General features: G+C 67.7%; 21 protein-coding genes. 10 read left to right on the top strand and 11 right to left on the bottom strand.

All coding sequences use genetic code 11. From position 1 onward, the window contains the following. Nucleotides 1-34 precede the first annotated feature (34 nt). The 10 genes from ACFWUR_RS12725 to ACFWUR_RS12680 all read left to right on the top strand — a co-directional run bounded on the left by ACFWUR_RS12725 (nucleotide 35) and on the right by ACFWUR_RS12680 (nucleotide 11,267). The gene (locus ACFWUR_RS12725) at nucleotides 35-475 is read left to right on the top strand and encodes an SRPBCC family protein (RefSeq protein ID WP_378906132.1); all 441 of its coding nucleotides are present in this window, start codon (nucleotides 35-37) and stop codon (nucleotides 473-475) included. Then, the gene (locus tag ACFWUR_RS12720) at nucleotides 472-1,344 is read left to right on the top strand and encodes a MaoC/PaaZ C-terminal domain-containing protein (RefSeq protein ID WP_378906130.1); all 873 of its coding nucleotides are present in this window, start codon (nucleotides 472-474) and stop codon (nucleotides 1,342-1,344) included. The genes ACFWUR_RS12725 and ACFWUR_RS12720 overlap by 4 nt, the downstream gene beginning before the upstream one ends. Nucleotides 1,345-1,356: 12 nt before the next feature. Further along, nucleotides 1,357-2,235, top strand: coding sequence for an SDR family oxidoreductase (locus tag ACFWUR_RS12715; RefSeq protein ID WP_378906128.1), 879 nt, complete (start codon nucleotides 1,357-1,359; stop codon nucleotides 2,233-2,235). Nucleotides 2,236-2,237: 2 nt separating this feature from the next. Continuing rightward, the gene (locus tag ACFWUR_RS12710; RefSeq protein ID WP_378906126.1) at nucleotides 2,238-4,472 is read left to right on the top strand and encodes an acyl-CoA dehydrogenase; all 2,235 of its coding nucleotides are present in this window, start codon (nucleotides 2,238-2,240) and stop codon (nucleotides 4,470-4,472) included. Then, the gene (locus ACFWUR_RS12705) at nucleotides 4,469-5,626 is read left to right on the top strand and encodes a CaiB/BaiF CoA transferase family protein (protein WP_378906124.1); all 1,158 of its coding nucleotides are present in this window, start codon (nucleotides 4,469-4,471) and stop codon (nucleotides 5,624-5,626) included. The genes ACFWUR_RS12710 and ACFWUR_RS12705 overlap by 4 nt, the downstream gene beginning before the upstream one ends. 284 nt (nucleotides 5,627-5,910) lie before the next feature. After that, nucleotides 5,911-6,594, top strand: a complete 684-nt coding sequence (locus ACFWUR_RS12700; protein WP_378906122.1) for a TetR/AcrR family transcriptional regulator — start codon at nucleotides 5,911-5,913, stop codon at nucleotides 6,592-6,594. An 82-nt stretch (nucleotides 6,595-6,676) separates the two neighbouring features. Then, a complete protein-coding gene (locus ACFWUR_RS12695) occupies nucleotides 6,677-7,636 on the top strand; it encodes a diiron oxygenase (protein WP_378906120.1) in 960 nt (319 codons plus the stop codon). A gap of 17 nt (nucleotides 7,637-7,653) precedes the next feature. Next, complete coding sequence (locus tag ACFWUR_RS12690) at nucleotides 7,654-8,961, top strand: lipase family protein (RefSeq protein ID WP_378906118.1); 1,308 nt, start codon at nucleotides 7,654-7,656, stop codon at nucleotides 8,959-8,961. 80 nt (nucleotides 8,962-9,041) lie between these two features. Then, the gene (locus tag ACFWUR_RS12685) at nucleotides 9,042-10,085 is read left to right on the top strand and encodes an alpha/beta fold hydrolase (protein WP_378906116.1); all 1,044 of its coding nucleotides are present in this window, start codon (nucleotides 9,042-9,044) and stop codon (nucleotides 10,083-10,085) included. 177 nt (nucleotides 10,086-10,262) lie between these two features. Continuing rightward, the gene (locus tag ACFWUR_RS12680; protein ID WP_378906114.1) at nucleotides 10,263-11,267 is read left to right on the top strand and encodes an alpha/beta hydrolase; all 1,005 of its coding nucleotides are present in this window, start codon (nucleotides 10,263-10,265) and stop codon (nucleotides 11,265-11,267) included. 148 nt (nucleotides 11,268-11,415) lie between these two features. Here ACFWUR_RS12680 and ACFWUR_RS12675 read toward each other — a convergent pair whose 3' ends face one another. The 11 genes from ACFWUR_RS12675 to ACFWUR_RS12625 form a co-directional block, all read right to left on the bottom strand. After that, nucleotides 11,416-12,957: a molybdopterin-dependent oxidoreductase gene (locus ACFWUR_RS12675; protein ID WP_378906112.1), complete on the bottom strand. Its 1,542-nt coding sequence runs from the start codon at nucleotides 12,955-12,957 to the stop codon at nucleotides 11,416-11,418. A 4-nt stretch (nucleotides 12,958-12,961) separates the two neighbouring features. After that, nucleotides 12,962-13,354 carry a hypothetical protein gene (locus ACFWUR_RS12670; protein ID WP_378906110.1) on the bottom strand — a complete coding sequence of 131 codons (393 nt, stop codon included), beginning with the start codon at nucleotides 13,352-13,354 and terminating at the stop codon, nucleotides 12,962-12,964. An 84-nt stretch (nucleotides 13,355-13,438) separates the two neighbouring features. Continuing rightward, nucleotides 13,439-14,086 (bottom strand): fasciclin domain-containing protein, encoded by a 648-nt coding sequence (locus ACFWUR_RS12665; protein WP_378906108.1) that lies wholly within the window; start codon nucleotides 14,084-14,086, stop codon nucleotides 13,439-13,441. Between the two features lie 127 nt (nucleotides 14,087-14,213). Then, nucleotides 14,214-14,915, bottom strand: a complete 702-nt coding sequence (locus ACFWUR_RS12660; protein ID WP_378906106.1) for a class I SAM-dependent methyltransferase — start codon at nucleotides 14,913-14,915, stop codon at nucleotides 14,214-14,216. A gap of 91 nt (nucleotides 14,916-15,006) precedes the next feature. Beyond that, a complete protein-coding gene (locus ACFWUR_RS12655; protein WP_378906104.1) occupies nucleotides 15,007-16,251 on the bottom strand; it encodes a TetR/AcrR family transcriptional regulator in 1,245 nt (414 codons plus the stop codon). Nucleotides 16,252-16,303: 52 nt separating this feature from the next. Then, nucleotides 16,304-16,927 (bottom strand): hypothetical protein, encoded by a 624-nt coding sequence (locus tag ACFWUR_RS12650; RefSeq protein WP_378906102.1) that lies wholly within the window; start codon nucleotides 16,925-16,927, stop codon nucleotides 16,304-16,306. Nucleotides 16,928-16,938: 11 nt separating this feature from the next. Then, on the bottom strand, nucleotides 16,939-18,123 hold the full coding sequence (locus ACFWUR_RS12645; protein WP_378906100.1) for an MCE family protein: 1,185 nt from the start codon (nucleotides 18,121-18,123) through the stop codon (nucleotides 16,939-16,941). After that, entirely contained in the window at nucleotides 18,120-19,232 is a 1,113-nt protein-coding gene (locus tag ACFWUR_RS12640) for an MCE family protein (protein WP_378906098.1), read from the bottom strand. The genes ACFWUR_RS12645 and ACFWUR_RS12640 overlap by 4 nt, the downstream gene beginning before the upstream one ends. Further along, a complete protein-coding gene (locus ACFWUR_RS12635) occupies nucleotides 19,229-20,323 on the bottom strand; it encodes an MCE family protein (protein ID WP_378906096.1) in 1,095 nt (364 codons plus the stop codon). Before ACFWUR_RS12635 ends, ACFWUR_RS12640 begins: the two co-directional genes overlap by 4 nt. Beyond that, nucleotides 20,323-21,330 carry an MlaD family protein gene (locus tag ACFWUR_RS12630; RefSeq protein WP_378906094.1) on the bottom strand — a complete coding sequence of 336 codons (1,008 nt, stop codon included), beginning with the start codon at nucleotides 21,328-21,330 and terminating at the stop codon, nucleotides 20,323-20,325. The genes ACFWUR_RS12635 and ACFWUR_RS12630 overlap by 1 nt, the downstream gene beginning before the upstream one ends. Further along, nucleotides 21,327-22,349, bottom strand: a complete 1,023-nt coding sequence (locus tag ACFWUR_RS12625) for an MlaD family protein (protein ID WP_378906092.1) — start codon at nucleotides 22,347-22,349, stop codon at nucleotides 21,327-21,329. Before ACFWUR_RS12625 ends, ACFWUR_RS12630 begins: the two co-directional genes overlap by 4 nt. Nucleotides 22,350-22,352: the final 3 nt, after the last annotated feature.

The raw sequence follows: 22,352 nt of genomic DNA, 5'->3' as shown, positions 1-22,352 counted from the left end.
CTTTCCCCTTCCGCATCACACAAGGAGTAACCCCATGGCATCTGTGTCCGTTTCCACCGCACTCCCCGTCGCCCCCGAGCTGGCGTGGGCCCGGCTGAGCGATCTCGCGAACTGGGAGGAATGGCTGACCATTCACCAGGGCTGGCGCGGCGATCTGCCCGCCGAGCTCGCCGCGGGTTCGCGGTTCACCGAGGTGGTCTCGGTGATGAACATGGCCAACAAGATCGAATGGACCGTGGCCGAGGTCGTGCCGAACTCCTTCCTGCGGATCACCGGCGCCGGAATGGCCGGTGTCACCATCGAATTCGTGCTGAAGGTCGAACCCACCGACACGGGGTCCTCGGCCGCGTTCGACGCGAGCTTCAAGGGCGCGATGATCGTCGGCCCGATCGGCAAGGCCGTGGCCAAGCACGCCGAAGCCGACTTGAAGGAGTCGATGGACAAGTTCACCGAGCTCGTCGGTTCGGCCGCATGACCACCTCGGAGTCGGCCGGAGTCGTCTTCGACGGCTCCGGCCTGGGGGAGTGGACCGACGAAGAACGATTCTCAGTCACCGCCGAGCGGATCGCGGAATACGCCGCGGCGACCAATGATCCGATCGCCGCGCACCTGTCGGGCGAGATCGCGCCGCCGGTGTTCGCGGTGGTGCCGGTGTTCACCTCGATGGCGCCCGCCGCACTGTCGGTCGCGCCGGTGGAACTGCTGATGAAGCTGGTCCACGGTGAACAGGACTTCCTGTTCCATCGGCCGATCCGGGCCGGTGACGAGCTGGTGGTGCGGGCAAAGCCGATCGGCTACGTGGGCCGTCCGAACGGCTCCACCGTGGTCGTGTACGCCGAAACACGTGACGCCACCGGCGAACTCGTCAACGAGCAGTGGATGACCGCGTTCTTCCGCAAAGTCGATGCCGGTCCCGGTGAAGGGGAGCCTGCGCCCGCACACCGGATCACCGACGAGGATCGGGCAGCCGATCCGGTCGCGAAGGTCGACGCGCACGTCGACCAGGACCAGACCTTCCGCTATTCCCCGGCCTCGGGTGACCCGATGCCGATTCATCTCGACGACGAAATCGCCCGGATGGCAGGGCTTCCCGGCATCATCAACCACGGTCTGTGCACCATGGCGTTCACGTCGTGGGCCGCGTTGACCGAACTCGCCGACGGCGATACCGCGCGACTGCGCAGGCTCGCTGTGCGGTTCGCCAAGCCGGTACTGCCCGGCCAGGACATCACCACCACCTTCTGGTCCACCGAATCCGATGATCCCGGCGTGCGGGCCTACGCCTTCGAGACCGAAGCCGCGGGCCAGATCGCGATCACCGACGGCCGCGTCGAAATCAACTAGGAGACAAGACTCATGGGAAAACTCGACGGTCGCGTCGCGGTCATCACCGGCGCCGGTCGCGGCATCGGCCGTGAACACGCGCTGCTGTTCGCCCGCGAAGGCGCCGAGGTCGTGGTCAACGACCTCGGCGGCGCCAACGACGGCACCGGCACCGATGCGGGCCCGGCCCAGCAGGTGGTCGACGAGATCGTCGCCGCCGGTGGCACCGCGGTCGCCAACACCGACAACATCGCCACCTGGGACGGGGCGAAAGCCCTTGTCGACCAGGCGATCAGCGAGTACGGCACTCTCGACATCGTGGTGAACAACGCGGGCATCCTGCGCGACGCGTTCATCGCCGGCATGGACGAGTCGCAGTGGGACTCGGTCATCGCGGTGCACCTCAAAGGCCACGCCGCCACCCTGCATCACGCGGCGGCGTACTGGAAGGCGCAGTCCAAGGCCGGTACCCCGGTGTCGGCCTCGGTGATCAATACCGCGTCGGCCTCGGGCACCTTCATGCCCAACGCGGGTCAGGGCAACTACGGTGCCGCCAAGGCGGGCATCGCCGCGCTGACGCTGGTCGCCGCCGACGAACTCGAACGGTACGGCGTGCGGGTGAACGCGATCGCCCCGATCGCGCGGACCCGGCTGACCCTGGCCACCCCCGGCATGGGCGCGCTGTTCGCGGCCGAGGTGCCCGAGGGCGAGTTCGACGCCTTCGCTCCGGCCAACATCTCGCCGCTGGTGGCCCATCTCGCCGCGGCCGACTGCTCGCTCACCGGCAAGGTCTTCGCCGTCCAGGGCGGTGCGATCGTCGAACTGGCCGGCTGGCACGACGTGCGCACCGTGGAAACCGACGGACCGTGGACCATCGACGAGGTGGCCGCCCAGCTGAAAGAGGCCAACTAGCCATGGCGCGCAACAGTTATGAGCTCGGGGTCGGCGTCAGCGAGGACCACCTGGCCCTCGCCGACGCGGTCGCCGGATTCGTCGAGCGGACCATCACGGCCGAGGTCGTCCGGGCCGCGGTGGAGTCCACCGACCCGGGCAAGGTCCTGCCGTACTGGGACGCTCTCGTCGCTCAGGATCTGCTGAGCCTGCACATCGCCGAGGATCTGGGCGGTCAGGGGGCGGGCCTGCTGACGCTGGCCGTCGCACTCGAACCGCTCGGTCGGGGATTGCACACCGGCCCGTTCGTGCCGACCGTCCTGGCCGGTGCGGTCCTGGCCGCCGCGTGCGGTGAACGTGCCGAGGGCACGTCGGATTCCGCGTCGGCACGGCTCGCCGGTCTGTCGGACGGATCGCGCACCGGTGCGGTGGCGCTGACATCGAACCTGACCGGCACCCTGACCGACACGACCTTGACCGTCAGTGGCACCGCCGACGGTGTGCTGGGGGCACGATCGGCCGATGTCGTCATCGCGCCGGTCACAGTGGCCGGCGTACAGCGGTGGGTCGTCTTCGAGAACATCGAGCTGACGATCAGTGCGCAGGACAGCATCGATGTGCTGCGCGGTTCGGCACGGCTGCAGGCGGATTCGGTCGAGGTCTCGGTCGATCGGGTGCTCGACGTGAGCTCGACGCGCGTACGTTCGGTGGCCGCGGTGGTTCTCGGCGCCGAGGCGGTCGGCGTGATGTCGTGGTGTGTGTCGACCGCGTCGGAATACGCCAAGACCCGGGTGCAGTTCGGTCGGCCGATCGGTCAGTTCCAGGGGGTCAAGCACAAATGCGCCCAGATGGGCATCGCGCTGGAGAAGGCGCGCGCTGTGCTGTGGGATGCCGCGTTCGCCCTCGATCGCGACGACGACACCGCCGATTACGCGGCGGCCGTCGCCGCGCTGATCATCCCGGATGCCGCGGTGCAGGTGGCCCAGGAGTGCATCCAGGTGCACGGCGGCATCGGCTTCACCTGGGAGCACGACGCGCACCTGTACTACCGGCGTGCGCTCGCGCTGCGCGGGCTGCTCGGCCCGCGCGACGAACGGGCCGAAGCGGTGGCCGGGTACGCGCTGTCGGGGTCGACCCTGTCCAGCGAACTGGAACTGCCCGCCGAGGCCGAACAGATCCGGGCCACGGTCCGCGCCGAGCTCGCCCAGATCGCGGCGATCGACGACGAGGACGACCAGCTCGTCGCCCTCGGCGACGGTGGCTGGAACCTTCCGCACCTGCCCCGCCCCTACGGCCGCTCCGCCGCCCCGCTCGAGCAGGTGGTGATCGCCCAGGAGATCAAGACCTCCGGCATCCAGATGCCGCAGCTGCTGATGGGCACCTGGGCGGTCGGCGCGATCGTTCCGCACGGTGACGACCGGCAGAAGCAAGAACTGGTCGTGCCGACATTGCGCGGCGAACTGGTGTGGTGTCAGCTGTTCAGCGAACCGGGCGCGGGCTCGGATCTGGCGAGCCTGACCACCAAGGCCACCAAGGTCGAGGGTGGCTGGCGGGTCACCGGGCAGAAGATCTGGACCACGGTCGCCCAGTTCTCCGACTGGGCGATGCTGATCGCGCGCACCAGCCCCGACAAGCCCAAACACGAAGGCATCACCTACTTCGTGCTCGACATGTCCTCGCCCGGCATCACGGTGCGCCCACTGCGGGAGATGACCGGATCGGCGCTGTTCAACGAGGTGTTCCTCGACGAGGTGTTCATTCCCGACGAGAACGTGGTCGGCGCCGTGGACGATGGCTGGCACGTGGCCCGCACCACCCTCGCGGGTGAGCGGGTGGCGCTGAGCCAGAAGATGGAGGCCTACGCCACCGACACCGACCTGCTGCGTTTCGCGATCGGTCGCGACCTCTCCCCGGTGGCGCGCTACCGGCTCGGCGAACTGATGGCCGAGAGCCGCGCGGTCGACGTGATCGGTTCGCGGGTGGTGCTCAAGCAGCTCTCCGGGATCGACGTGTCCACCACGTCCAGCGTCGGCAAGCTACTGGGAATGGCACTGGGGCAAGCGATTTCGGAGTACGTCGTCGCCGAACTCGGTGTCGCCGGCGTGGTGTCGGTGCCCGGCGAGCGCAGCGATCACGCGATGGAACAGCTGATCGCGGGCCGAGCCACCACGATCTACGGCGGAACTACCGAGGTCCAGCTCAATGTCATCGGTGAGCGGATGCTCGGCCTGCCACGGGATGCGGCGGTGAACGGGTGAGCACTCCCGGCTCTCGCGCGAGCGGACCACTGACCGGTCTGCGGGTGATCGAGATCGCCAGTCTCGCACCGGGTCCCTTCGCCTGCATGGTGCTGGCCGATCTCGGCGCCGAGGTGATCCGCGTGGATCGGGTCGGCGACTCGGCCGGGCTGCTCGCCCCGTCGGGTGTGCTCGACCGCGGCCGCTCCTCGATCGCGGTGGACCTGAAATCGCCCGAGGGCCGGGAGGTCGTCCTGCGCCTGGCCGAAACCGCCGACATTCTCGTCGAAGGGTTCCGGCCGGGCGTGGCCGAACGGATGGGTATCGGTCCCGATGACTGCGCCACCCGCAATCCCGGGCTGATCTACGGCCGGATGACCGGTTGGGGCCAAGACGGACCCCTGGCCGACGCCGCCGGTCACGACATCAACTACATCGGTGTCGCGGGCGCGCTGGATCTGCTCGGCCGGGCCGGACAGAATCCGACCCCGCCGGTGAACCTGCTCGGCGACTTCGGCGGTGGCGGCATGCTGCTCGTCGTCGGTGTGCTCGCCGCACTGCAGGAGCGGACGCGATCCGGCCTGGGTCAGGTGGTCGACGCCGCGATGGTCGACGGTGCGGCCCTGCTCACCGCCTTCCTGCACGGCATGCACGCCGCGGGCCTGTGGGAAGGCGAACGAGGCGAGAACCTGCTCGACGGCGGCGGCGCGTACTACGACACCTATCGCTGCGCCGATGGCGGGTATGTCGCGGTCGGCGCGGTGGAGCCGCACTTCTACACCGAACTGCTCGACCGGCTCGGCTTGGCGTCGGCGGAGTTGCCCGCGCAGTACGACCTCGACAGTGCCGAGGAGCTGCGGGCGGCGCTGGCCGAGGTGTTCGTCACCAGGTCGCGCGACGAGTGGTCGGCGGTGTTCGCGGACTCGGATGCCTGTGTGTCGCCGGTGCTCTCGCCGTGGCAGGCACACGAGCATCCGCACAACAAGGCCCGTGACACCTTCGTCGAGGTCGGCGGCATCAGGCAGCCCGCGCCCGCCCCCCGGTTCGGGCGCACGCCCGCACCGGTGCCGCGGCCGGGCAGCGCAACCGGTGCCGACACCGCCGAGGTCTTGCGCGAGCTCGGCTACAGCGACGACGAGACCGACCGTCTCCGCCGAGCCGGGGCGATCGCCTGACGCTTCGCACGGCACGGGCACCGCTCCCGTGCCGTGCGAAGCGGAATCCCCGGAATCGCTGTACTACAGTTCGCCGTTGTACCGAGTGACCCCCACTCGGACCGCAACCCCGATGTGTGTCTTTACCCGGAGGGGCCCGCCCCGATCTGGACTGAGCGGAGGGTGCGACGAAGGAGTGCCCGGAGGGAGGGAAGATCTCCGGGCCCGAAGGGCCCCGACTCGAGCGCGTCAGCGCTCCAACAAACACAGCAAGGCGTACCACCCCGGGTCCGGTTAGGAGAGAAGTGACCGCACAGCGCACCGACGGCAGAGCGAGCCGTTGGGACCGGCATCGCGCCGACCGCCGCGAACTGATCCTCGCCGCCGCCCTCGCGGCCGTGCAAGCCCAGGGTGCCTCGGTCGGAGTCCAGGAGATCGCCGACCTCGCCGGCGTCCCCCGTTCGGTCCTGTACCGCCTCTTCAAGGACCGCAAGGACCTCGACGAACAGCTGCGCACGCGCATCGTCGACGATCTGATGGCCGTACTCGCGCCGACGCTCAACCCCGAGGGCACCGTCACCGAGGCGATCGCGCGCTCCATCGACGCCTATGTGGGCTGGATAGTCGCCAATCCGCGCCTGCACTACTTCCTCGGCGCCGGATCGGGTGGCAGTAAGGATCACCACTCGCCGATCGTGTCCGGGACCAAGATCGCTATCGCGGGTACCGTCCGTGAGGTGTTCGTGAGTGCGCTGCGGGCGCAGTCCGCGCCGGTGGCGGTCGCCGAACCGATGGCGTTCGGGTTGGTCAGCTTCGTCGACGGCAGTGTGAACCGATGGCTGAGCCGGTCGATGCAGCCGATGGACGCCGACGAATTATCGTCCTACCTGCAAGTCGCCATTTGGGCGATCATCGACGCCAGTCTGCGCGAGGTCGGCGTCACGCTCGATCCGCTGACCTCGATCGCCGATCTGACGGCGCAGAATTAGATGTAACACGCGGTAGCGCCAACTCTTGTGTGGTACCTCCGGTACCACTAAACTGGAGAGGAGCCACACCGAGGAGACACCGATGACGCTGTCCAGCTATCACGACGCCCTGCAGAGCCTGTCCGAAGGCTCGGTGACCAAACACTTCGATCCCTACGTCGATATCGACTGGGATTCGCCCGAGTTCGCCGTGCACTCCGACGACCCGCGCTGGATCCTGCCCGAGGCCGATCCCTTGGGCCGTCACCCCTGGTACAAAGCGCAGCCGATCGAACGGCAGATCGCGATGGGGTTGTGGCGCCAGGCCGGCATCGCGAAGGTGGGCATCGACTTCGAGCAGTTGCTCATCCGCGGGCTCATGCAGTACCTGCCCTCGGTGCCCAACGGTGACCCGGAATTCCGCTACATCACCCACGAGGCTGCCGAAGAGTGCAACCACACGATGATGTTCCAGGAAATGATCAACCGCATCGGCTACCGCGACGTGATCGGCATGGGCACCATCGATCGCAAGCTCACGATGATCATCTGGCCCTCGGTGAAGTACTTCCCCGGGTTCTTCTTCACGATGGTGCTCGGTGGCGAGGAGCCGATCGATCATCTGCAGAAGGCGTTGCTGCGCAGCGGCACCGACCTGCATCCGATGGTGCATCGGATCATGGAGATCCATGTGGCCGAGGAGGCCAGGCACATCTCGTTCGCGCACGAGTATCTGCGCCGCACTGTGCCGTCGATGAACCCGGTATCGAAAACCGTACTGTCCGTGGCATTCCCGATCACCATGCGCGTGATGCTGGCGATGATCGCGACCCCGCCGAAGCAGTTCGTCGACAAGTTCGCCATCCCGGCCGAGGTGATGCGCGACGCGTACTGGCGCAGCCCCGGATCGCAGCACGTCAAGCGCGATGTGTTCACCGATGTTCGCGCGCTGGCCACCGACATCGGCCTGATGAACCCGGTCGCCGCACGGGTGTGGCGTCTGCTCGGCATCGACGGACCGGTGTCGCGCTACCGCAGCGAGCCCGCGCGCAGGGCCGTATGAGGGCCGAAAGCTGGTCGGTGCCCACGCGAGCCGTGCTCCCGGACCAGGATCCGTTCTTCGCCCCTCGGCCCGGGTTCGAAAGCCTCGCCGAGGGCACGATCCTGAGGTGGCGGCCCGTCGAACTCGCCGCGTTCGGGTTGATCGGGCTGAAGGCGCAGGCCTGGCAGCTGCTGTATCGCACCACCGATCTCAACGGTATGCCCGAGGCGTCGGTCACCACCGTGGTGGCGCCGATGGGCGGTGTCTCGCCCGGCGCGCCACTGCTGTCGTTCCAGTGCGCGATCGACGCCATCTCGCCGCGCGCGTTTCCGTCCTACGCGTTGCAGCGCGGCTCCCGCGCCATCGGCACCTTCACCCACGTCGAACTGCTGTGCTTCGCCGACGCGATGTCGCGAGGGTGGGCGGTCTCGATCCCTGATCACGAAGGCATGCTCGGCGCGTGGGGTGCACCGCGCGAACCGGGCTACCGCGCACTCGACGGCATTCGCGCGGCACTGGCCTTCGAGCCCGGCGGCCTCGACCCGTCGGCGCAGGTAGCCCTGTGGGGCTACTCGGGCGGCGGTCTGGCCACGGCCTGGGCGGCGGAAATGGCGCCGAGCTACGCGCCCGAACTCGACATCGTCGGTGCCGTGCTCGGCTCCCCGGTGGGCGATCTGGTGTCTACCTTCCATCGGCTCAACGGCGGCCTGCACGCCGGACTGCCCACGCTCGTCGTCGCCGCGCTGCGCCGGGTGTACCCGGCCTTCGCCGAGCTCGTCGACACCCATTTCAGCGACGAAGGTCGCGCGGTGCTCGACAAGGCCGCACAGTCGACGACGGCCGCCGCGGTATTGCGGCTGGCCCGCTACAACGTCGACCGGCACACCGGGACTCCGATCGCCGAACTGCTCGCGATGGAAGCGATGCTGGCGGTCTTCGCCGATCTGGCGCTCGGCGACCGGGCGCCCGCGGTGCCGCTGTTGGTCGTGCAGGCCGTGCACGACCAGATCATCGCGGTGGCCGATATCGACGCGCTCGTACAGCGCTATCGCGAGCACGGCGCGCACGTGACCTATTTCCGTGACCGGACCAGCGAACACCTCACTCTGCTGCCGCTGTCGACACCGCTGAGCCTGAACTGGCTCGGCGATCGATTCGCCGGCGTGGCGGTGACACCGTCGCGAACCCGCACGGTGCGCAGCGTGCTCACGCTGCCCGCGGGTCGCCGAGGGTTCGGAGCCCTCGGCCGCGCCGTGTTCCGGGTTCTCTTCGGACGACCCATCACGGCCTCGTCGGCTGGTCACCGCGGTGAACGGACGGCGAGCAAGGCGCGTCACGCAGCGTGAAGAAATAACTTACTCACTGGTAATATATGCGCGAGTGGGTCTGCCGGAAGGCAGTGACTGGTGAGGTAAGGGGTTTACCGATGGGGATCGTTGCCGCGTTGCCGCGTGCGGTGCGCAATGTGTGGTCGGTGTCGGTCGGCGGGGGACTCGAGTCCTACCGCCCCGCGCCGTCGACGACGGTGTACAAGGGCGCCCACCGACACGTGAAGCGCTACGACCGCACCACGCCGGCGAAGGGCAATCCGGTGCTGCTCGTACCACCGCTCGCGGTGACCACGGCGTGCTTCGACTTGCGCCCGGGGCAGAGTCTGGTGCGTTACCTGCTCGAACAGGGCAGGCAGCCCTATGTCGTCGACTACGGCGAATTCGGTTATGCCGACCGCGATCTCGGCCTGGAGGACTGGACCGACGACATCGTGCCCGAGGCGATCTCGCGGGTGTCCGAAGAGCACGACGGCCGTGGTGTCGACATCATCGGCTGGTCGCTGGGCGGGGTGCTGGCCCTGCTGACCGCGGCCTCCCACGCCGACCTGCCGATCGCCTCCATCACCTGCCTGGCCGCGCCGATCGACCAGGCCCGCACCGCGTTCCTGATCCCGCTGCGCTTGGTCGCCAAGGTCACCGGCGGCCGGGAGATGGCCTTGGCGACCAAGGTCATGGGCGGGATCCCCCAGGAATTCGTCCGGCTCGGCTTCCGGATCCAGGCCCTGGACCGCGAGCTCGCGAAACCGATGTTCTTGGCCCGCAATGCCTTCGACACCGAGGCGCTGGCCAGGATGGAGGCCACCGACCGGTTCATGGCCACCATGCCCGGCTACCCCGGCCGCACGTACTGGCAGATCTACCGCAGTCTGGTGCTGCACAACGAACTCGCGAGCGGCTCGATCCGCTTGCGGTCGGACCTGGTGATCGAACTGTCGAAGGTCACCTGCCGGGTGCTGCTGGCGGGCAGCCGCAGCGACGTGGTGGTGCCCGCGGCCTCGGTGCGCCGCGGCCTCGACGTGTTGCCCAATGCCGCCGAGGTGGAGTTCGTGGAGGTGAGCGGCGGCCACCTTGGCATGGTCGCCAGTGCGGCCGCCGCCGAGACCACCTGGCCGGCGATCGAGGAGTTCCTCAGCCGCTGACCACCGCCGCGGGGCCAGGCGCCGCGATCTGTCGGCTGATCCACCAAACCGTGGACGGGAGCAGCCCGAACCTCTCTTCATGCCTCACGCCCGCCGTGGGGTGACCCGCACTGCCACAGTGCATCCGGTAGACGAGAGGTTTTCCTGGTGAGACGAACACGGCGATCGATCCCTACGGTGTCAGCGCGCGCGGCGTTGGTGAGCGCGCTGGCCCTTGCGGGTCTGGCCCTTCCCACGAGTGTCGCTGTCGCCGACCCCGAGACGGCCCGGGTGGTCTCGGCGGTCGATATCGACGGCAGGCGCCACGTGGTGACCGTCTTCTCGCCTGCGATGGACAAGCAGATCCCGTTGCAGGTCATCCGGGCCGCGGACATCGATAACCCGCGCCCGACGATGTATCTGCTCAACGGTTCCCAGGGTGGCCCGAATCAGAGCGGTTGGGACGCGCAGACCGACGCTGTGAGCTTCCTGCAGGACAAGGACGTCAATGTCGTGACCCCGGTCGGGGGCGCCAGCTCCTACTACACCGACTGGGTGCGCGACGACGCGGTGCTCGGCCGCAACAAATGGCAGACGTTCCTCAACGACGAGTTGCCGTCGGTGATCGAGGAGTTCCTCCGTGCCGACGGAAACCGCACCGTGGTCGGGGTGTCGATGAGTGGCACGTCGGTGTTGAATCTGGCGATCGCCAAACCCGGCTTCTGGAACAGCGTGGCCTCCTACAGCGGTTGCGCGCAGACGTCGGACCCCATCGGCCAGGAATTCGTCCGGATCACGGTCGAGACCTGGGGTGGCGGGCAGAGCATCGAGAACATGTGGGGACCACGCAACGGCCCCCTGTGGCGCGCCAACGATCCGCTCGTCAATGCCGAGGGCCTGCGCGGCACCGAGGTCTATCTGAGCACCGGTACCGGCATTCCCGCCGCACCCCACGACACACCGGCCGACGCCCGTGTCCAGGACGGCAGGATCCCGCTCCCGGTCCAGATCGCCTTCGGCGGACCCATCGAAGCGGCGGTGCACTTCTGCACCGTGAACCTCGCGAACCGCCTGCGGGAGTTGAACATTCCGGTCACGCTGGACGAACGTCCCGTGGGCACACACTCCTGGGGATATTGGGAGGACGACCTGAAAACGTCCTGGCCGTTCCTGGCACGGTCGGTCGGTAGCCGAACGAACTGAGCCGACCCGCGTTCCCGAGCACCGCGGGTCGCCTGACCCGGCACAGCGACGAATCCCGATGACCGGATCCACGGTCATCGGGATTTCGTGTCGCAAGGGTGAGGCGCTGCGTCGAGCAGGCTGCGATCAGCCCGGCATGACCCGCAGGTCAGCGCACTGTCACCACCCGGGAATGCCGTCCGGTGGACCCGTCGGGGAACGGTGTGGTCCGCGCGTCGGTCTGTACCGTGCCGGTCGCGTCGACCGCGCGCACTCGCAGCGCGTGCGTCCCGGGCGAGGCATCCCACGTCCAGGTCCATTGGCGCCAGGTGTCGAGGGAGTACGCGGCGGCGAGGGTGGCCCGCTGCCAGGGCCCGTCGTCGACCTGGACCTCCACCTCGGTGATTCCCCGACCTTGCGCCCAGGCGACCCCGGCGACGGTCACGGGCCCGGCGGCGAGCTTCGCGAACGCGTCGGGGACATCGATCCGGGACGCGGTCTTGATGGGTGCGCGGTCGGCCCAACCGCGTTCGGTCCAGTACGCCTCGGCGCGGTCGAAACGGGTGAGCTCGAGGTCGACCACCCATTTGGTGGCCGAGACATAGCCGTAGAGGCCGGGCACGATCATCCGTGCCGGGTAACCGTTGGTCACCGGTAGGGCCTCGCCGTTCATCGCGACGGCGAGCAGTGCGTCCGGGTTGTCGAGCACAGCGGCCAGCGGAGTGCCCGCGGTGAATCCGTCGATACTGCGCGACAGGATCATGTCGGCATCGGGAGCCGGGCCCGCTTCGGCGAGCAGATCGCCGAGGCGGTAGCCCGTCCAGGTCGCGGTTCCGGCGAGGTCGCCGCCGACTTCGTTGGAGACGCAGGTGAGCGTGACGAGGGATTCGACGGCACGTCGGGCGCTCAATTGGTCGAAGTCGAGATGTATTTCGCGCTGAACCATTCCGTGGATGCGCAGCCGCCACTGCGCGCGGGTGAGCGCCGGGAGCTGTAGCGCGGTGTCGATGCGATAGAAATCCGATGCCGGGGTGATGAACCGGGTCAGGCCGGGCACCGCGAGATCCATCTCGGGTGCGACCGGGGGGATGGGTTCGGCGACCCGCGGAAGCGTGAAAGCTGCTCGGTCGGCCTCGATATCGCGCAATCGGCTGCCGATGACCCGCCCCAGGGTGCCCGCCGCGGCGGCGCCGGCGAGCACTGCCGCCAGTGCGAGCAGGAACCCACGACGGGTGGGCCCGGCCTGCCCACGGTCATCGACCGGAACGAGGAACAGCACGCACAGTGCCACGATCCCGGCACCCGTTCCGAACACCGCGGGGACGGCGGACAACGGTGTGGCGGTAGGCCTGGACAGCGCGAGAACCGCGACGACGAGACCGAGACCGCCCAGCGCGCACGCTCCCAGCGCGAGATTGCGGCGGGTCAGCTGCCCGATCAGCGCAGCGACCCCCACCATGACCACACCCATCGTGATCGCCAGCGCCAGCTTGTCGTTCGTGCCGAACCAGTCGATAGCGCTGTCCTTCAACCACTTCGGCGTGTTGTCGACCACCGTCGCGCCGAGGACGAAGAACGGCGAGGAGGTCGGCCCGAGCAGGACGGCCACGAGGTGTCCGACCCCGAGCACAACGGCGGCGGCGGCGATGGTCGCGGCCGCCGCCGCGGTGCGGCTCGACTGTCGATGTGTGACTCCGATACGGCCGAACATGCTGTCACCCTTGCCTTGTCGAGCGGCGGCGCGTGATTGCCGCCGCGATGCCCAACCCGGCTCCGAGGGCCACGATCGCCGCGGCCGACCATCGCAGATACCGCCGGGCCGGCGCGTCACGTCGAGCGAGCGGATGCGGACGCCGATCCTGTCGATCCAGGGCACGCAACAGCGCGGACTCGAGCCGCACGGGCGAGGCCACCGAGTCGAAGACGGTCAGCGCCGCCATGATCTCGTGGACGTGGTGAACGGCAGCGTGAAACTCCGGCGCACGATCGGGGGCGGCGACGAGCCATTCGTCGACAGCGCGCCGCTGCCATGGCTCCAGCGCGTCCAGTGCGTACGGATACGCGTCATCCATCCACGACCAGGGGATCCGCCGATTCTTCCCGCTCATCGGAAATTCCCTCCGGTCGAGAGGTTTTCGTGTCTCGCCTTCCCGGCCACGATGTCGTGGCCGGGAACGGGATGTCCGAATACATCAGGACGCGGGAGGCATGAGCACACTGTCGATCATGTACACCGTCGCGTTGGCCGTGCGCACGCCACCACAGATGACATTCGCGTCGCCGGCCTTGATGGAGTCGCCCGACCCGCTGACCGTGACATCAGCGCCCTCCACCGTCTTGTGCGTACCCGCGATGCTCTGCGGGGCGATCTGGCCGGGGACCACGTGGTAGGTGAGGATCTCGGTGAGCGTGGCCGAGTCGGTTTTCAGCGACTCGACGGTGGCCGGATCGATCTTCGCGAAGGCCGAGTCGACGGGCGCGAACACGGTGAACTCGCCGCCGTTGAGCGTGTCGACCAGGTTGACCTCGGGATTGAGCTTGCCCGAGACCGCCGACACCAGGGTGGTGAGCATCGGGTTGTTGGACGCGGCGGTGGCCACCGGGTCTTGTGCCATGCCGCTGACCGAGCCGGGCCCGCTGGGGACCTGGGCGGCGTATTCGGCGCACCCGGGACCGACCAGATCGGCCGCGGCGGGCATGCCGGTGGTGGTCGATGCCGAGGTCATCGGCGCGGAGGAGGTGGGCGCGGTGGAGCTCGAGTCGTCGTCCGAACAGGCCGAGGCGCCGAGCACCGAGCCGAGGAGAATTGCTGCCATGAGGGCGCTGCGCTGAGTTCGCATCGTCTTTTCCGTCACTTCCATCGAGGCGGCGCGATGCCGCGGTGTTGTGGACGCAACGGAGTTCGGCTGGCACACCGCCTCGGATGGCTGCCGACGGAGTCGAATTCTGCGAAGATTTCCCGCGAGCTCAGGACTTCGTGGCGACGACGAGAATGTTCTTCCCGAACAGCTTGCCGGTGACGACTTGCAGCAGCCTGCTGAGCGGGAACACCACGCGGTCGTAGAACTTCAGGGCCCGGGTGTTGATCGTGCCGTCGTCGCTGCCGACGAGCTTGTACGCCAGGGTCGCGAAGAAGCCGATCGGGTCGCAATAGCGCGACTCCACGATCTCCAGGCCCGCATTGCGCAGGATGCGGTCGAGTTGGGTGCGGCGGTAGCGCCGGTAGTGCCCGACCTTGGTGTCCATCGACGTGAACAGCATCTCGAGCGCCGGTACGTAGATCACCAGCGTCCCCCCGGGACGCAGCAGCGCGGTCAGGTGATCCGCCGCTTCCTGATCGTTCTTGATGTGTTCGAAAACGTTGAAAGAATAAATGAGGCTGTACATTTCGGATTCCGACGGCTCGGCCTCGCAATCGACGACCTTGTAGCCCTTCGACAGCAGCAATTTCTGCAACTCGGCGTCGGGTTCGAGACAATCGGGGATGATCCGCCGCTCGGCCAGCATATCGGCGTAGGTGCCCCGACCAGCACCGAAGTCCAGTATGCGTAGATCTGGCGAGGTGACATGTTTGTGCACGCAGTCGATCAGAAATCTGTTGTAGTTGACCGCTTCGGTCATCGCCTCCAGGTTGTCGCACCCGGTGTACGCGAATTCGCTGCTGGTCACGCGTGTCCCCTCAATTCATCGATGGGCGGCAATGGCGGTCAGCGTAGTCCGACTACATTGCGGTGCCACGATATCGGGAAATACTCGTGTGTCAGCGAGACAGCGGTTGACCCAGGGTGATGGTCTGGAGAAGCCGGATCACGGTCTCCTGCGGGCAGATTCCGTCATCGCCGAACGTGCGACCGAGGTCGACCACCAGGCTGAACGCCGCGTGCACGAGGATTCTGGCCTCGCCGATCGACAGTTCCGGTCTGGCCTGTGCCACGAGCTTGGCCCATTCGGTGATGATCAACTGCTGCAGGTGGCGCAGGGTCACCTGATCAGCCTGGTCCACATGGGTGAACTCGGCGTAGTAGACGAAGGTCAGCGCCCGTTCGTCGAAGGACCCGGCGACGTAGAGATCGATCAACGTCCCCAGCGCCTCGGCGGGGGTGTCGGCGGCGGCCACCGCGGGGGTGATCGCCCCGGACACCTGATCGGCCGCGCGCCGGAAGGCCGCGGCCAGCAGATCGCTCTTGCTGCGGTAGTAGCGATACACCGCCGAAGCGGCCGACAGATCGGCGGCGACGGCGATGTCTTCCATGCTGACGTTCGGATAGCCACGCTCGTGGAACAGTTCCACCGCCTTGCGCAGCAGGAGTTCGTGCTTGAACGGCTGTGGCCGGTCAGCGGCCCGGCGGGTCTGCGCGGCGCTCGGCTCGCTCGTCAGATCGGCGTCGATCAGTGCCCAGCTGGTCGCCTTGAGCAGTGGGGCAAGTGCTTTCGCCGACACGGTCGCGTGGTGGTCGCCGATGCTGCTGACCACCGCGAACAGCGACACGGCCCGGATCACGCGGTCGTAGCCGTCGAGTTCGGGGTGCACGTCGCGAATGAGGGCGCGCACGGCGGCGATCGCGGTGGTGAACTGGCCGGTGAACTCGGCGAAGTCGGCGGGCTCGAGGTAGCGGCGCTCCCACCGGGCCAGGGCGACGGTCGGGCGGTTGGTGATGGTCAGCACGACGATCGCGTCCAGAACGTGATCGAGGCGCTCGCGCGGCGACCAGTCGACAGCGTCGTCGGGCAGTTCCACCGCGCTCAGCGCCAACCCGGACAAGCGCAGCAGTTCCTCCCGGAACAGCGCGTACTTGCTCGGGAAATGACGGTAGAGGGCGGTGGAGCTGATCTCGAGCCTGCGGGCGATGTCGTCCATGCTGACGCCGTGGTAGCCGTGGGCGCCGAACGCGGCGGCCGACTCCGCCGCGATCTGCGCACGCCGGTTCTTCGGCCTGCGCTTGACCACCCGTGGTGGCGCGTCCGCCGTCGATTGTGCCGCGCGTTCGTTCGTCGTCCTGCCCATCTCGCCTGTCATGTTATCGCCCGCTCGCCGCGGGGCGGCTCATCGGATCGGTTCACTGGGCCGGCGCCGTCGGCGTCGGCGAGTTCACCTTCTCGACCAACCACCGGCCGTTGTCGTCGCGCAGGCTCAGCACCATCGAGAGCTGGCCGGGCTTGGGCTTGTGCTGGGTGCCCAGGCTCGTGATGGTCTGGCGGATCACCACGATCGCCTCGGCCGAGTCCTCGTCGGCGGTGCGGATCGCACACTGGGTGTCGGTGACCTGCGAGATGACCTCGCCCTGGGTGAGCACCTCGCGCAACTCGGCGCTGGTCGACTCGAACTGCTTCTTCCAGTCGCCGGTCGACCCGTCGAGCACGGCGTCGAAGTAGGTGTCGAGCTCCTTGCTGTCGTAGTCGGCGAGCACCGGCCCGTAGTGACACGCGGCCTCGCGCGCCTGTTCGTGGGCGCGCAACAGGTCCTTGTTGTGCTGGTTCTGCACGAACAACACCACCGAGGTGGCGAGCGAGGCGCACAGCAGCAACGCCACGCCCGCACGGGTGGCGGCAGCGGCGGGTCTTCCGCGCCACCGTGACGTCGGTGCCTGGGCCGCGTCGGTGGCGGGCTTGTCCACGGACACCGTCGCGTCGGGCGAATCCGGGACCGATGCGTTCGGGGTAACTGTTTGCTCGTTGCTCATGGTCGAGCTCCTCAACGTGGTGCGGGGACGGCGGGCTGGGACAGTTCGTTGCCGGTGACGCCGGGCGGGGGCCCCGCGCCGTTGTCGGGCCCCGGCGGCCTCGGCGCGTTGGCCGAACCGCGCACCTGCAGAGCCGGATCGGAGGTGACGCAGTAGTTGTAGAGACGCACCCTGGTATCGGTGGTCTCGGTGGTCGGCACCACCGGGACGGTGTCGTAGTCACACGTCGGGCGCGGCCACGGGTCGACGAGGGTGAAGAAACCACCGTCGTGTGCCGGGACGCCGACTGCTTCGGCGAAGCGGCTCAGTGACGGAAACAGCGCCTCCAGCGCCGGTTGCCGCAGTTTGGCGGCCCTGGTGACGGCGACGAAGTTCGTCACCAGGTCGGTGATGGGATCGTGGGTGCGCGAGATGAACCCACCCAGCGTCGCCAGCTGTCCGGGCCCCTGCTCCAGCAGGTGCCGCAATTCGGCGTCGGCGGCGCTGAACTGCCGGAAAAGGGCACTGCCCGACCCGGTGAGCGTGGTGAGGTCCGGTTGCGCGTGCGAGGTCGTCTCGGCGATGACCTCGAGATTGCGGATCAACTGCTGCGTTTGCGGGAGCAGATCGGTGAGCCCGGCCATCGCCCTGCTGATTCCCGAGATCATATTGCGCAATCGATCCGGGCCGCCGGCGAGAGCTTTGTCGAGCTCGTCGACGATGACCGTGAGCCGCTCGGGATTCATTCCCCCGACCAGGCCGCTCATATTCGCCAGCACCGATTGCATCGGTACCGGCACCGAAGTCTGCGCGCGCCCCACGAGCGAGCCGTCGCGCAGATAGGGCCCGCTCTCGGAGACCGGCCGGAAGTCCAGATACTGCTCGCCCGCCGCGGAGAGCCGATTGACGGCCGCGGTGCCGCCGACGGGAATCCTTGTCCCCCCGTCGATCTCGGCCACTGCCGCGACACCGTCACCGGACACGCGAACCGCGGTGACCCGGCCCACCCGCCAGCCACGGAAGGTGACATCGCTACCGACCGACAACCCGCCCGACGTCGCCAGTTCCACGGTCACCGCGTACTGCGAGCGGGTCGGGTCGATCCGCAGCACCGCGCCGCCCAGATACAGGCAACCCACGACCAGCACGACGACGAGGCCGGCATTGGCGACCGCGATCCGCCTGCCTACCAACCATTGCCACAGCGGTGAATTCATCGAGGACCCTCCTGCGGTGTGGGTTGCGGGACGCTGGTCACACGACCGAACACCTTCGCGAGGACGTCGGCGAGACTGCCGATGAACGCCGGCACATCAGCGCCTTCCGGCCAGCGGCTGCCCGACGGGTCGGTGAGTGCGCCGATGTCGAGATAGGACACCGTCGCTGCCACCGCCAGGGTCGGGCCCTGCAGCGTGGCCATCAGCGAGGGGTAGAGCTCGTGCAGACCGTCGAGGGTGCCGGTGAGATCGTCGCCCATGCTGGTGAACCCCGACATCAGGTTCTGCACGCTCTGGAACAGGCTCACGAACTGTGGCCCGTTGCTCGTGCTGAAGTCGCCCAGCGCGTCCATGGTGACCGCCACTTTGCCGATCAGATCCACGATCGACTGGTTGTTCTCCGCGACCAGGCCGATCAGCTGCGGAAAGCTGTCGGCGACGGCGCCGAGTTCGGCCTTGCGGCCCGCGAGCTCGGAGGTGAGCACCTGCAAGCCGTGCAGGGTGGCGTCGAGGTCGCCGGTGCGCTGGTTGAGCGCGCCGATCACCTCGGTCATCTCGGTGATCAGATGACGCAGATGCGGCGCGTGCCCGGCGAAGATCGAATCCAGTTCGGAGGTGATCCGCGCGGCCTGATTGATCCCGCCACCGTTGATGAGCATCGAGATCGACATCATCAGCTGTTCCACCGAGGCGGCCGAGCCGGTGTGCTCGATGCCGATGGTCTCGCCTGCTCGCAGCGGTGCGCCGGCGTCGGCGTCGGTGGGCAGCGTCATCGCGACGAAGACGTCACCGAGTGGGGTTGCCTGACGCAGTTCGGCGGTGGTGCCGCGCGGCAGCCGGATGTCCTCGCGGATCTGCATCTCGATGTCGGCCAGGAACGAGGTGGCCGTAATGTCGGTCACCACACCGATATCGGTGCCGCCGATCTTCACCTGGGCCCGGTCGGGCAGGTTGAGGGCATCGCGAAAGGTGGCGTGCAGGGTGTAGCCAGGGCCGCCGATGCCTGGTTCGGGCATCGGGAGCTCCCGCACGGTGAGCGAACAGGCGGTGCTCGCCGACATCACCGCCGCGGCGCACACGGCCGCCGAAACACTGGTGCGCAGGCTCATTCGGTGATTCCCAACAGCGCGGCGGTGAGTCCGAAGTCCGGACCGAAGTCGGCGATCTTGCCGGTACGGCAGCCGTCCAGGCGCATCTGCACGCGTTCGCAGAACAACGACAGCGCCTCGCCGTCGAGCACCGCCTTGTCGAGCAGCCCGTGCAGGCGCAGCGCCTGGCGTTCGCGGCTGACGGCGTTGTCGACGTTCTGGAACAGCAACGGCCCGACATCGATGATCTCGGTGAGTCCGCGGGCGTTGGCCCGCATCTGGGTGGAGATCGCGACGAACTTGGACAGCGCGCCCGCCAGCTGATCCTCGTTCTGCCCCACCACCGTGGAGGTGTTGGTGACGAAGTCGTCGAGCTGAGCCAGCACGGCCTGCAAGCCGGGTGCCTGCGCACCGAGCAGCCCGACCAGTTCGGTGATCCGGCCGCTGAAATCGCGCACGGTCTGGTCGTTTTCGGCGATGATCTGGGTGATTTCGTTGAGTCGCACGACCGTGTTCGCGATCTGGTCCTTGTTCGCGAGGGTCAGCTCGAAGGCCGACGACAACGAGTCGAGGGTCTCGCGGAGCCGGTCGCCGTTACCGTCGAGCAGCGGGAACAGCACCCGGCTGGCCATCGGGCCACCCTCGCTGTCACCTTTGAGCGCGGCGCCGAGCTGGTCGAAGTTCTCCAGAATGCGATCCAGTTCGACCGGGGTCCTGGTGCGCGCCAACGGAAGATGCGCGCCGTCGGCCAATTCGGGACCCGACCCGGTGTAGGCGGGCGCGAGCTCGACGTGGCGGTTGGTGATCAGCTGCGGTGAGATCAGCGCGGCCATCGCGTCGGCCGGGATCCGCACGTCGCCCTCGACCGACATCACCACCTCGACGTAGCTACCGCGCGGTGTCACCGATTCGACGACGCCGACCGGAACGCCGAGCACCGCCACCTCGTTGCCCACATACAGCCCGGCCACACTCTCGAAATCGGCGCTGATGCGCTTGTTCTCGCCGAAATAGCGGTCGACCGGGCTCGACACACTGCTTGGCAGCAGTGAACATCCCGAGGCGACGGCGGCAGCCACACACAGCGCCGCCAGTTTCGCTCTGCTTCTCATCAGTTGCACCCCTGTACGGCCTGCGCGAAGCACAGCCAGTTGTCGGGAAAGATCCACGGTGCCCACACGTCGCCGTACGGGCCGTTGCCCATCACGTTGTTGAACTGGCGCAGCGTGACCGGGGCGATCTCGTAGATCCGGTCCAGGTTCTCTTTGTTCTTTGTCAGGCCGTCGGCCATCGTGTCGAGGTTGGTGATCAGCGGACCGAGTTCGCCGTTGTTCTCGATGCCCATGTCCTGCAACAGTTTCGACAGTGCGGCGACGTTGTCGAGTAGCTGGGTCAGCAGCGTCTGCCTGGTCTGCACCGCCGCGCCGATCGCCTCGCCGCGGGTGAGCAGCACGAGCACGCTGTTGCGGTTGTCGGACACGAGTTGCGACACCTGGTCCATGCTCTTCAACAGCAGGTCGACTTCGTCGCGGCGGGCGTTGATCACCTGGGCCAGCGCGCCGATACTGTCCAGCGCTTGGACGGCCATCGCGGGGGAGTCGCCCATCTGCTTGTCGAGCAGATCGAGCGCGGTCCGCAGCTTGCTCGGGTCGAGGCGCTCGATCCGCTCGAACGAGGACGTGTACTGCGGGTCCTGGATCACCTTGCTCAAGTTGTAGGGCACCGAGGTCTTGTCGACGGTGATCCGGTTTCCGGGAAGTGCGGTGCCCTTGCCGGGCTTGAGGTCGATATGGAGGCGGCCGAGGATGGTCGACATCTTGATCGCCGCCGTGGCGTCGGCACTCAGACGCAGGTCGCGGCGCACCGCCAAGGTCACATCGACCCGATCGTTGACGAGGTCGACCGCGCGCACCGCCCCGACCTCGATCCCGGAGACGTCGACGGTGGCACCCGCCTGCAACCCGGCCGCCTGAGCGAACTCGACATGGACGGTCTTGTCTCCGAGCCGGAGCTGGGCGAGCAGGCTGGATCCGCCGAGCAGCACCGCCACCGCGAGCACCGCACCGAGCCCGAGTCGCAGGTTGCGGTTGTCGCGCAGGAACGAGAACTTGCCGATCATCGGCACACCCCCGACTGCGATTCCCCGCCGACCTGGGAGAACAGGCCCGGCGGCAGCACCACGTTCCACAGCGAGACGTCGAGTCGGCAGATATAGGCGTTGCCGTAGGCGCCGTAGCTGGTGAACCGGGCGACACCGTTGAGGAAGTCGGGCAGTTCCACCGCCGCCCGGTCGAGCGCGGCGCCGTTGTACAGCAGCATCATCACGCCCTGGGTGGCGGTGCGCTGAGCCTCGCCCATGCCGGGTTTCACCTGGCCGATGAGCGTGACCAAAGAGTCGGTGGCCGTGGCCACTCGGTCGACGGAGCTCTTCAACGACTGTCCTTCCGCGTAGAGCCCGTCCATCAGGCTGCGGGTCTGGGTGATCAGGGTTTCCAGTTCGCCGCTGCGATTGGCCAGGCCCGACATCACGGCGCTGAGGTTGCCGAGTACGTCGCCGAGGATCTCGTCGCGCTGCCCGAAGGTGTCGGCCAGCTCAGCCGCCTGGGTGATCAACGCGGACAGGGAGATCTCGTTGCCCTGCAGTGCCTGGATGAGGGTCTCCGACAGCGAGTTGATCTGGTCGGGTTGCAACACGCTGAACAGTGGTTCGAAGCCCGACAGCAACGCGGACACGTCGAAGGACGGCTCGGTGCGGGTGAGCGGGATCTGCGAGCCCGGCGGCACCGTCACCCCCGCTGCCTCACCCGCGGCCAGGGCGATATAGCGCTGACCGATCAGGTTCTGGTACCGGACAAGGGCTTTCGTCGTATCGGTGAGGTGCTGGCGCGCCTCGATCCGGAAGTCGACCCTGGCGGTGTAGTCGTCGGTGAAATCGATCTTGTCGACGCGGCCGACGCGGACACCGGCCATCCGGACGTCATCGCCCACGCGCAGCCCGAGCACGTCGGTGAACAGGGCCGAGTAGCTGTGGGTGGTGCCGGGCACGCTGCGTTGCAGCGTCGACCACACGGTGTAGGTGAGCACCACGGTGAGGACGACGAAGAAGCTGAACCCGAACAGTGCCTTGGTCGATTTCATCGC

Source organism: Nocardia sp. NPDC058633, from assembly GCF_042717045.1.
Taxonomy (GTDB): Bacteria; Actinomycetota; Actinomycetes; order Mycobacteriales; family Mycobacteriaceae; genus Nocardia.
The sequence above is the reverse complement of the archived record's forward strand: the minus strand, read 5'-3'. Positions and strand labels throughout refer to the sequence as shown.